The organism is SAR324 cluster bacterium (assembly GCA_029245725.1).
In the GTDB taxonomy this organism is placed as follows: domain Bacteria; phylum SAR324; class SAR324; order SAR324; family NAC60-12; genus JCVI-SCAAA005.
On sequence record JAQWOT010000370.1, the window covers coordinates 1 to 9768 of the forward strand.

13 protein-coding genes are annotated in these 9768 nt (G+C 49.7%); 6 read left to right on the top strand and 7 right to left on the bottom strand.

Annotated features, from left to right (window positions below):
• The 4 genes from P8O70_20585 to P8O70_20600 all read right to left on the bottom strand — a co-directional run.
• Window positions 1-168 (bottom strand): ADP-ribosylglycohydrolase family protein (locus P8O70_20585; GenBank protein ID MDG2199238.1); only part of this gene is annotated, 168 nt, incomplete at its 3' end.
• A 65-nt stretch (window positions 169-233) separates the two neighbouring features.
• Window positions 234-1565: a glutamine synthetase family protein gene (locus P8O70_20590; protein MDG2199239.1), complete on the bottom strand. Its 1332-nt coding sequence runs from the start codon at window positions 1563-1565 to the stop codon at window positions 234-236.
• A gap of 219 nt (window positions 1566-1784) precedes the next feature.
• A complete protein-coding gene (gene rplC / locus P8O70_20595; protein MDG2199240.1) occupies window positions 1785-2399 on the bottom strand; it encodes a 50S ribosomal protein L3 in 615 nt (204 codons plus the stop codon).
• 121 nt (window positions 2400-2520) lie between these two features.
• A complete protein-coding gene (locus tag P8O70_20600; GenBank protein ID MDG2199241.1) occupies window positions 2521-3267 on the bottom strand; it encodes a DUF445 family protein in 747 nt (248 codons plus the stop codon).
• Between the two features lie 54 nt (window positions 3268-3321).
• On the opposite strand from P8O70_20600, the gene P8O70_20605 reads away from it, so the two are divergent.
• The 4 genes from P8O70_20605 to P8O70_20620 are packed head-to-tail and all read left to right on the top strand — an operon-like array spanning window position 3322 to window position 5065.
• The gene (locus P8O70_20605) at window positions 3322-4140 is read left to right on the top strand and encodes a hypothetical protein (GenBank protein MDG2199242.1); all 819 of its coding nucleotides are present in this window, start codon (window positions 3322-3324) and stop codon (window positions 4138-4140) included.
• A 10-nt stretch (window positions 4141-4150) separates the two neighbouring features.
• Window positions 4151-4354 carry a hypothetical protein gene (locus tag P8O70_20610; protein MDG2199243.1) on the top strand — a complete coding sequence of 68 codons (204 nt, stop codon included), beginning with the start codon at window positions 4151-4153 and terminating at the stop codon, window positions 4352-4354.
• Window positions 4355-4362: 8 nt separating this feature from the next.
• Window positions 4363-4863: a 2-C-methyl-D-erythritol 2,4-cyclodiphosphate synthase gene (gene ispF / locus P8O70_20615; protein MDG2199244.1), complete on the top strand. Its 501-nt coding sequence runs from the start codon at window positions 4363-4365 to the stop codon at window positions 4861-4863.
• Window positions 4853-5065, top strand: coding sequence for a hypothetical protein (locus tag P8O70_20620; protein MDG2199245.1), 213 nt, complete (start codon window positions 4853-4855; stop codon window positions 5063-5065). Before ispF ends, P8O70_20620 begins: the two co-directional genes overlap by 11 nt.
• Before the next feature lie 3 nt (window positions 5066-5068).
• Here P8O70_20620 and P8O70_20625 read toward each other — a convergent pair whose 3' ends face one another.
• The 3 genes from P8O70_20625 to P8O70_20635 form a co-directional block, all read right to left on the bottom strand.
• Window positions 5069-6178: a hypothetical protein gene (locus P8O70_20625; GenBank protein MDG2199246.1), complete on the bottom strand. Its 1110-nt coding sequence runs from the start codon at window positions 6176-6178 to the stop codon at window positions 5069-5071.
• Between the two features lie 109 nt (window positions 6179-6287).
• On the bottom strand, window positions 6288-7346 hold the full coding sequence (locus P8O70_20630; protein MDG2199247.1) for a hypothetical protein: 1059 nt from the start codon (window positions 7344-7346) through the stop codon (window positions 6288-6290).
• Entirely contained in the window at window positions 7322-8287 is a 966-nt protein-coding gene (locus P8O70_20635; protein MDG2199248.1) for a helix-turn-helix domain-containing protein, read from the bottom strand. The genes P8O70_20630 and P8O70_20635 overlap by 25 nt, the downstream gene beginning before the upstream one ends.
• Before the next feature lie 99 nt (window positions 8288-8386).
• Between P8O70_20635 and P8O70_20640 the strand changes: the two genes are divergently transcribed.
• Window positions 8387-9532, top strand: coding sequence for a DUF3187 family protein (locus P8O70_20640; protein MDG2199249.1), 1146 nt, complete (start codon window positions 8387-8389; stop codon window positions 9530-9532).
• On the top strand, window positions 9526-9768 hold a 243-nt coding region (locus P8O70_20645), incomplete at its 3' end, for a hypothetical protein (protein MDG2199250.1). The genes P8O70_20640 and P8O70_20645, both read left to right, overlap by 7 nt.

Consider the following 9768-nt stretch of genomic DNA (forward strand, 5'->3'; position numbering starts at 1 on the left):
ATAGTAGTTGATATCTCCCAATTGACTGGAAATCTGGTCATACTCCCAACCCTCAAAGGGCCTTCCCAGGTAGACTCCAATGATTTTTCCTAGAACACCTGCGTAGACTCGCTCCAAGTATTGATGATCCAAGGCATAGGGGAGTTTAGGTGAAGAATTTGATGACACAGGTGGACCCCGTTTGAATCAGGTTGTTTTAGAAGCGTTGGTTGAGAGACTGTTCCATAGCCTTCTCACACATTTAACAGCAGAAACTCCCGCTCCCAAGTACTGATCACCTGAAAGAAAGCTTCATACTCTGTACGTTTAACAGCAGAATAAATCTGGACGAATTTCTCGCCAAACAATTCCTTGGCAACTGGGTTGTCTTCGAAGAGAGCGACAGCCTCCGAGAGGCTACGTGGGAGACTGTAATCCCGATAGTAGGCACTGTCCGTTAGAGGTTCATCAGGCTGAAGACCCTGCCGAATTCCAAGATAGCCGCAACTCAGTGAGGCCGCCATCGCCAGGTACGGATTAGCATCAGCACCAGGCAGTCGATTCTCAACGCGCATGTCCGCTTGTTCTGCAAAGGGAACTCTCAGCCCCACCGTACGATTGTCTACACCCCAGTGTACGTTGATTGGCGCAGCCGTATTCGGGATGATCCGCCGGTAGGAATTCACGTTTGGACCAATCATCAGCATCATTTCAGGAAGATAGGTCTGCAGACCAGCAATGAAGGATAGAAACAGGGGAGTGTGATTCCCTTGCTCATCAGCAAATAGATTACGCTTGCTCTGTAGGTCGAACAGGCTTTGGTGCAGATGTAGGGCGCTACCGGGCAGATTAGCCATTGGCTTGGCCATGAAGGTCGCATAGACCTTATGCCGGAACGCGGTCTCGCGCATTGTTCTCTTGAACAGATAGACATGGTCTGCCAGGCGCAAGGGATTCCCATGGATAAAATTAATTTCCATTTGTGAGGGACCCATCTCGTGAGTCAACGCATCAATGTCTAGCTGCTGGGCTTCGCAGTAGTCATACATGTCTTCAAAGAGTGGATCGAATTCGTTGAGCGCATCAATCCCATAAAATTGACCGGTTGCTTCTGGCCGACCGGATCTCCCTACTGGAGGTGCTAGTGGATAATCAGGATCCTTGTTGATTTTTGTAAGGTAGAATTCCAACTCTGGTGCAATGGCGATCCCCCAATTCTCTTCCTCATAGAGTGCTAGGACTCTGCGCAACACATTGCGCGGGGAAATTTCAATAGCGCTACGGTCCATGTGCAAACAATCATGAATTACTTGGGCTGTAGGTTCCTGAGCCCAGGGTACGAGACAGATCGTGCTCGGGTCTGGCTGCAGATTCATGTCTCCATCTGCAGGATTAAGCGCTTCAATCTTCTTCTCATCCACCCAGTCGCCTGTTACCGTCTGCAGAAATAGGTTTTCTGGCAGACGAAGACCTTCCTTGCGCAAGAACTTGTCAGCCGGCATTATCTTTCCGCGGGCAATTCCTGTTAAATCAGGAATCAGACATTCGACCTCAGTGATCTGGTGGCGCTGGAGCCACTCATTCATTTGCCGGTAGTCTTCCTCTTTCCATTCAGGAAGCAGGGGGGACTTTTTCGAGTTTTGTGACATGGAGATTGTTGCCGATAAAGACGGTTTCACTGCGAAATTAGGATAGTTGAATCCGCAAGAAACTTTACTTTAACAGGATTTGCAGGAGATCAGAAGAAGGAAGCAGGGGAGGAAGCGCCTGAGGTTTCAAACGCTTCAAAATATGCTGAGACCGAATCAGGACTTACGAATCGTAACCAAGCCACCATTGGGACCTGGAACTGCACCCTTGATCAAGACAAGTCGCTCATTGTCGATGATCTTGACGATCGTTAGACCTTGTGTGGTCACTTGGGTATTACCAAATTGGCCACCCATCTTTCTACCTTTGAAGACACGGGCTGGGAATGCGCACTGACCAATGGAACCAGGAAGTCTCTTGCCTCGGTGCCCATGACTGGCTGGCTGTCCACCGAAACCGTGACGCTTCATTACCCCAGTGAAACCACGACCCTTGGAAGTTCCTACAACAGATACGAGTTCGCCTTCACTGAAGATACTGTGATCGAACTTTTGACCAACTGTGACGGCATCGTGGTCTTCTGCCCGGAATTCACGAAGAATCCGAACGGGAGTTTGTCCCTTCAGGTGTCCCTTAGTAGGACGATTCAGCTTGCGTTCAGCGATCTCTTCAAAGCCCAATTGAACTCCATCATAACCGTCACGGTCTTTGTTTTTTTTCTGGGTGACGGTCATTGGGCCGACTTGCAGGACGGTCACAGGAACCATAGTCCCATTATCCTGAAAAACCTGCGACATGCCGATCTTACGGGCCAGCATTCCACTGATCATGGCAACCTTTCTTGGTTCGAAAAGAAAGAGCCTGCCAATCGGCAAGCCCTGCTAAGGAGTTAGACTTAATTCTAAAAAGACAACTTAGGATAGTCATTTGAGCAAAAATTGCAAGAATTTTTCAGACGAAGAAATGAGTCAGCAGGCCAATCAAACCACCAAAAACACCACCCCAGACCACCAGCCAATCTAGGTGTTGGCGAATCATATCTTCAACAATCTCCTTGACTCGCTCTGGGGTCAACTCGTCAAGACGTTGCCGGACAATCCCTTCGATCCGTTCCGTCATCGTTGCTGCAGCATTTGCCTTGTGAAAATGCTCTTCCACAGCCTGTTGAACTCGAGGATCTGCAAGGATTTCATGAATCAACTCGCGGAATTTTTCGACAAAGGGTTCTTTCAGTGGAGCAAGCGCAGCTTGACCACCCACCATCGCCAACATGGGAGCAAAGGACGATTCCTCGATCACACTTACCATCGTTTGAAAGGCCCGCTCCGTATCCAGTTGTCCCATCAGGGAATCCGCCCCTGATGCCAACAGTGAACCTTCCACATTGGATTCACGCAGGAATTGCTCGATGCGTTCAGGTGTGAAAAACTGATTCATCATGAGTTGGTGGATTCCAGCCTTGAAGTCTTCAAATCGCTCTGGGATAACTCCGGAACCGTAGAGTCCAGGCACTTTCTCAAAGAGCATGTAGACCGCGAGCCAGTTGGTCACCGCACCTGAAAAAGCGAAGAGGCCCATGCTCAACCAGGGGTTGCCATCTTCATGGGGTAAGGATAGCCCAATAATGACCAACGCCAGCGCGATACCATTTGTCAGGTTTTGTTTGTTTAACCAAGGATTGCGTATCCCAGCTTGCATAGTGATGCTTCTCAAGAGGGAAGATTCAGATTTTTTAGTCAAAACAGAAATCATATGGTCCTGCCCGTGACAAGTGCAATGCGATTACAAGTTGTTGATAGAATTTCTTCTGCTGGTTCAGAACAGCCTAAGAATTTGGTGACAACGTCAGGCCCACTTTGTTGTGTCGCTTGTGGTGGAACAGATTTGCGTCTTCTCTTGCTGAGAGGTCAAGAACGGGAACGCTTTCTCCATCTGCGCTGCCACACCTGCCGAGAAGAAGGGCTAGTCCAATGCGATGAGTTAAATGACGACCAGACCGAAGATTTGGTAGCGTGCCTTGATGCAAGGCCGGATATAGGTGAGCGACTTCAAGAAGAATGGGGCCAGTGGCTCGCCTGGAAACGGCGCTATGCCTATCCAAGGCATTGGCCCACGCCACCACGCCGAATTTCCTCCTGGTGGATGGTGGGTGTTCTTCTTCTTCTGCTGGTCTGGGCTCTCAGTGATATCTGGCAGGTTGCTGGGGTTTGGCGTGAAGATGTTCCCGCCCGACAAGCTGTGGTCAATGAATACGTTGACAGACTACAGGGCGTCGAGTGTCTACCAGAGGCTATGAGGGAGAAACTGAGAACCGTTGAAATTCACTACACCCTCGAACCGGCGGTACATGGGAATTTAGTCCAGTATGGAGAAGCAGGAGTGTACTGGGGGGAAGAACAAATTCGGGTGCATCGTTCCAACTTCTGGCTTGGTACGATTCCCAAACGCGCCATTTTACTAGAAACGCTTGTTCACGAAGCACGACATCGGGTCAGCCCCGCTCTAGGGCACAACGCCCTCTTCCATCAATTGGTGCAACAGGACCTCCAGTGTGTCCTCAAGCACTGGTAACAGGAGATGCATGGAAAACCTTTTCAGTGATGCCAATCGAACCTTTGGCCAAATTGTCCGAATCTTTCGCCGGAGTCCATCCCTCCGATATGGAGCTCCTACCGCTTTCCTGGTGATCTGGTATTTGGCAACAGGGGATCTGCTCAGTTCTTTGGCAATGATTGTGGCTTTGGCGCTTGGGTGGCTTAGTGCCCAAGAACCCCCAAGATATTGAGTTAGGGAATGTGGCGAATTGGAACCGGCTTTGACGTTCATGCCCTGATAGAAGGACGCCCGCTCATCCTTGGAGGGCTCGAAATTCCGCATGAGAAAGGACTACAGGGGCACTCTGACGCAGATGTTTTGCTCCATGCCGTAATGGATGCACTGCTTGGAGCTCTAGCCTTAGGAGATATTGGTCAGCATTTTCCGGATTCTGATGAGCGCTACCGAGGGGCAGATAGCCGCCAATTGTTGCATCACGTGCATGAAAAGGTCCGAGAACTGGGCTTCGCTGTAGGCAATCTGGACTGTACAGTGCAGGCCCAACGTCCCAAGCTGAGTCCTTATATTGAGGAGATGCGTAAAAATTTGTCGGAAGATCTGCAGGTCTCTGTCGGTCAAATCTCAGTCAAGGCGACCACCACTGAGCACTTGGGGTTTGTGGGGCGTGAAGAAGGTATTGCGGCAGAGGCCGTCGTGCTGCTGCAATCAGTTTCCTGGAAGGAAAGTTATGGAAGTTGACTTTGAATTTGAGGTTGGTCCAAGTAAGGAAGGCGTTCAACTCTCGATCAAGTCGAGAATGGGGAGAGTCCTGAAGGTCACCTCAATCGAAATGACAGAGCAGGAGGCTCTGCGCCTGGCCGAAGTCCTGACGAGAAGTGTTCAGGAACGTCAGGCGAAAGCCTTGGAAAATCCACCGGACGCTGAAGAACCCATCAACTAAAGGTTAGCGTTTTCTGCGACCAAATCCACCGGATCTCCGCTTGGGCATTGTTCTTCGGGGTGCAGAAACTCTGGGCTTCTGGACCGCAGAGTTTTTGGCGCCACCAAACCCACCAGATCGATTTGTTGATGCCGCACTATTCTTTGAACGGAACTGTGCTGTTTTGACCTGATTCAGTGACTTAGGTGGAACTTTCTTGAAATTTGATTGACCAACCGACTGTCCCTTGCTGTTCTTCACAGTACTTTGTGAGGGATTAGAAGAAGCCATCGAAGAAGTGACACCCGAGCGCTGACTTTGAACCGTCGATACGTTTCTTGGAGGACCGCCATAGTATCCCCCGTATCCCATGGGGGGGGAGAATAACGCACTCATCATCATTGAGGTCAACAGAATCGTCCCCAGTCCTGAAGAAGCATAGTGATAGTAAGGCGCTGGACTGGAATTGTACATCTGTGGGTTGGGTGCCGACTGCATGGAGAGCTCATCCTGAGCATTCTTCGTTGCTGAGGCGGTCATGATCTCAATGGACTTGTTCTCCGCAATATCTCGCCAGGCCTCCTGATCACTCCCAGGGGGTAGCTCGCTAACTTCGGCAGGGTCAGGCACTTTGATTGAAAACTGGATAAATTCCTGATCGGATGAAGCGTTTGCGGGCATCACAAGGATCGGGTCGGCCAGGCCATCGGCATTCAAGTCAATCGTGCTAATGTCACGAATCTTGTTGGAAATCTTGCTGACTAATGAAGGGATAAAGTCTGCTTCGCTGACCCCAGCTTCGCTGGCTTCCTTCATCGCTTCCGCCACAACCACTGGTACCAACTGTGGATCAAGGTTATCGGTCAAATCCACTCCAAGTCGATTCACTGCTTCTTCGTTTAGTGTATCACTCACGCCAATCGGCACATTGCTGTTGCTGTAGTTGACGACCTCATTACGATCTGGTTCGCTCCCCCCAAAGATCAGCCAGCCTACTCCCAGTATCACTACAACACCCACTGCTCCCTTCCAGGAGAGTAGTTCCGCTTTCCAATCAATGTCTCCACCACTTTTTTTCTTGGAAGTAGAGGCTGGTTTTGAAGGTTGGTTGTCGAGGTTATCGAACATTCCCATGATGTCTCTCTTTTTTTGGCTGGATGGGGAATTATGTAAGAGATTGAGAAAACTCCCACAATTTATCTTCATTGTGGGTTGCTTGGCAAGTCGATCAGGTGGGAAATCCTCAGAAATTGATGATCAAACTGGCTCCCAATTGGTTGAGGTCGCTGTCGTCCACTTCTACCTTGCCCAACTCATTTTCCAGAGCTGCATCATTCAAGATGATCTCTCGACGAGTGACTTTACCGACCCCAAGCTGCAGTTCAATATTAGTCAACAGATGCAAATCAAGGGTCAGCTGCTGGCGAAATTGATTCAGGGTCAGAACATTGCCCTCCCAAGGATCTAGTCGGGCCAGTCGATAGCGGGTCGTGGAATCATCAAATTCTAAACGAAGTCCTACCCCAGCAAATGGTCTCAACCCAATCGCCAATCGCCTCGGATAGACTAACTCAAGCTCAAAGTTGGCGATCCAACTTGTAGACACACCAAAGTAAGGCAGAACAGGTGGATCATAAGAGCCTGGCAGATGTAAAAAACCAACAGACCAGGCCAGAGAACCTGAATTGCTCTCATACTGGGCTAGGGGAGTGATGTTGCTGATTTCTCCCAGGTAGACCTGTTGAAACGCTCCAAACGCCCAACGATCTGAGGCTCCAGCCTGAGGGTAGAAAAGCATGGAAACATGGGAGTGGTAGTCCTCGTTGCTCAAATCACGTCGGTCGCTGGCAATCCGATAGCCCCCTCGGATGATGAGAGCACTCTCACCCAACGGCAGCGGAAGAAATCCTCGCCAACCCTCACTATGCAGCTCGGTGGGCAGATCATCCCCACTGAGGCCCAGTTGACCACCCTCATCCAGTTCACTAGCCAGCAGGTTCGGTTGGGAGTAGCTCAGTTGAAGATCTTCTCGGAAAAGAGACAGGAGGTGTAGATTGAGCACCCTGTACTGGCTCTGTAGTCCAAACTGAGCCAATTCGAGTTGTGTCCCATTGTCAGCACTGACTCCACTCTCTCCAAAATCAACCTGCTGATAGCTGAACAGGCGAAGAGCCGTCGATGGTGCGGAGGAGCGGACCTGAAACCATTGTGCCTGGGCCGAGAAGCCCACAATTAACAACAGAAAAGAGCAAACAGTTGCGCGCATGTAGGTACGCATTACAGAGAGTTTTTGAGTTTCCAACGGTCAACGGTATCCCGAACCAGTTCTAGCTGGGAGAGCAAGGCATCCTGCTGCTCCTGGTTCAAATCCCTCCAACCGATAGCAATTTCGTCTTGGAGCCCTTGCAATTTCTGGACACGATGAGGTTCCAGGTTGTTCAGACGAGTAATGGCAGGCTGCCAGAGTTGACGATTTTGGTGTCGGAATTGGTGAACCACTTCATTGTAGTTCCACTCAAATAATGCACAGATTTGACGCAGAAGTTCCTGACTTGGCCTGGTGAGATCTTGCTCGATCTCTTCATACAATTCTGTAGAAATCTGCAGCAGCAAGGCCAACGCTTCTACAGGTTGGCCAAACTCTTCCCGTGCTTTGCGAAGCCTTTCCCCCAGAGAGAATCGATTTTCTGGAGGTGGTTCATTCCACTCAGGAGTTTCTGGTTTGTTGGGGAAACGATTGCGGATGTCTCTTGCAGACAGTGGCGGTTGGTAACCACCAAAACTTGGATTCGTTGAGGTGATCAGGCGCTGTCGCACCTGGCGGTAATTCCACTCAAACATGGAGCAGATCTTGCGCAACAACTCATCTTGGGGAATTACCCCTTCTTCCAAAGCCTGATAGTAGTCAACGGGAATTCCAAGCAGTGTGGATAGTCCTTCCAGGGTTTGCCCGACAGCTAATCGCTCTGCTTGCAGCTGTTCGCCAAAAGTTGCTCGTGCTCGGCTTCCTTCGATTGGGGATGTCTGGCGGGCCTGCGGAGTATTTAGTGCCAGTCGGCTAATGTCCTGGTAATTCCACTCAAACAGAGTACACAAGCGCTGAATAATATCAGCGGGTGGAATCCAATCTTCCTCTAGGCGTATGTAATCTTCTGGATTCATCTGCATCAGTAGAGCGATAGCCTCCACACTCTGGTCAATGGAGAGTCGGAATTCTTTGATCATTTCATTAAGCTTGGCCACGAACCTCTCTTGTTCCCAGGAATTGGTACAGGTCTTGATTGCCCGACAAGATCTTTTCTGCCGGAATTCACTACTTTCTCGCTGACGGCATCTCCACACATGAATCGACTTGCCTTCCCCTGTCTACTGCTGATCCTTTTCCTCGCAGCATCTACGTTGCCAGCTCGGACTCGTAACGCAGGCCTTGGGCCTTTGGAAGTCCGGAACCACTACCCGGTGACCCACGCCTACTTGTGGATGTATCCAGAAAACACAGCTACCTTGCCGGATGGAGAAGCGCTGACCAGTTATAGCTTCTCGATGGCAAACACCTTTGTCAATACCCAGGGCAGTACTCAAAAAATCACCAAAACTGAATATGATCGGGGAATTGTTGCTAGTGACTTCAACAGCGCTGATACAGGCCAAGCTGTGCCAAATTTGGGCCTGTACATGGACGTGGAAAGCTACCGCCAAAACTTCCGTTTCAAGTATGGATTCACTCCATCTATTGAATTGTCAGTCGAGGTGCCCTTTCTGACCCTGACGGGGGGCATTATGGACGAATACGTAGAAGCTTTTCACGCAATAGTTGGTGTCTCGGATGGAGAGCAAGAGGGTGCCTATCGAGAATACTCAGATCGGAATAAATTTGGCTATTATGTAGCTCGCAACGGAGAACTGCTTGTCGCCGATGATTCTCCAATCTACGGTGACACTTTCCTGGGGATGCGTGGAGACACCAGCTTGGGAATCAAGTGGAATCTCTGGGAGGGTGGCCGGATCATGCCAGCCTTCACACTCAAGCTCAATTACAAGGTCGCCAATGGCGAAAAGAAGGATGGAGGTCAGGTCAGCTCTGGAACCGATGACCGGGGCTACATGTTCACTTTTTCCAAAGGTTTTGATCCTTGGTTTGTCTACTTTGGTCAGGGAATGACAAGTTTTGGCAAAAATCCATCGTGGGTCTCCGATTCAGTTTTCCACCGTTTCATCAGCCTTGAGTGGATGATGTTTTCCAATCAGTCCCTGGTCATCCAGAACGTGATCCAAACCAGTATCTATCCAGCAGAAGGTGATCCTAAATCAAATATTCCAGAAGAAGTTCTCAACTACAATTTACAGGCATCTACCGCATTGATCATGATCGGTTACAAGATTCAAATCTACAATCTTCAGTTCGATACCGGCTTTGTGCAGGATTATAGTAACCGTGGCAACGAGACGGATTTTGTTGTCTTCTTTGATGCGGGGTTGAGATGGTAGGGCACATCGTTCCTTGGGGCCTGCTCTTGCTGTTTTGGTCCGTTGTGATTAACACAGCTCAAGCGGTTGAGCAGACCTTCTACTTCACTTCAATACAGTACGGTAGCATAGACACTAAGCGCAATGCACCACCGTTTGCTACTGAAAATGATTACTTAAGTGCGATGGAGGAGAATTATGGGTCAGTTTCTTATGACCCCAAGGTGGAACCCACGGTGATATACTTCGAATACTAC

Bases quoted from the DNA above. Each gene is read 5' to 3' on its own strand.
- P8O70_20640 (MDG2199249.1), top strand. From the start codon at position 8,387: ATGAATCGACTTGCCTTCCCCTGTCTACTGCTGATCCTTTTCCTCGCA.
- P8O70_20605 (MDG2199242.1), top strand. From the start codon at position 3,322: ATGGTCCTGCCCGTGACAAGTGCAATGCGATTACAAGTTGTTGATAGA.
- P8O70_20625 (MDG2199246.1), bottom strand. From the start codon at position 6,178: ATGGGAATGTTCGATAACCTCGACAACCAACCTTCAAAACCAGCCTCT.
- P8O70_20620 (MDG2199245.1), top strand. From the start codon at position 4,853: ATGGAAGTTGACTTTGAATTTGAGGTTGGTCCAAGTAAGGAAGGCGTT.
- P8O70_20610 (MDG2199243.1), top strand. From the start codon at position 4,151: ATGGAAAACCTTTTCAGTGATGCCAATCGAACCTTTGGCCAAATTGTC.
- P8O70_20600 (MDG2199241.1), bottom strand. From the start codon at position 3,267: ATGCAAGCTGGGATACGCAATCCTTGGTTAAACAAACAAAACCTGACA.
- ispF (MDG2199244.1), top strand. From the start codon at position 4,363: ATGTGGCGAATTGGAACCGGCTTTGACGTTCATGCCCTGATAGAAGGA.
- P8O70_20590 (MDG2199239.1), bottom strand. From the start codon at position 1,565: ATGAATGAGTGGCTCCAGCGCCACCAGATCACTGAGGTCGAATGTCTG.
- rplC (MDG2199240.1), bottom strand. From the start codon at position 2,399: ATGATCAGTGGAATGCTGGCCCGTAAGATCGGCATGTCGCAGGTTTTT.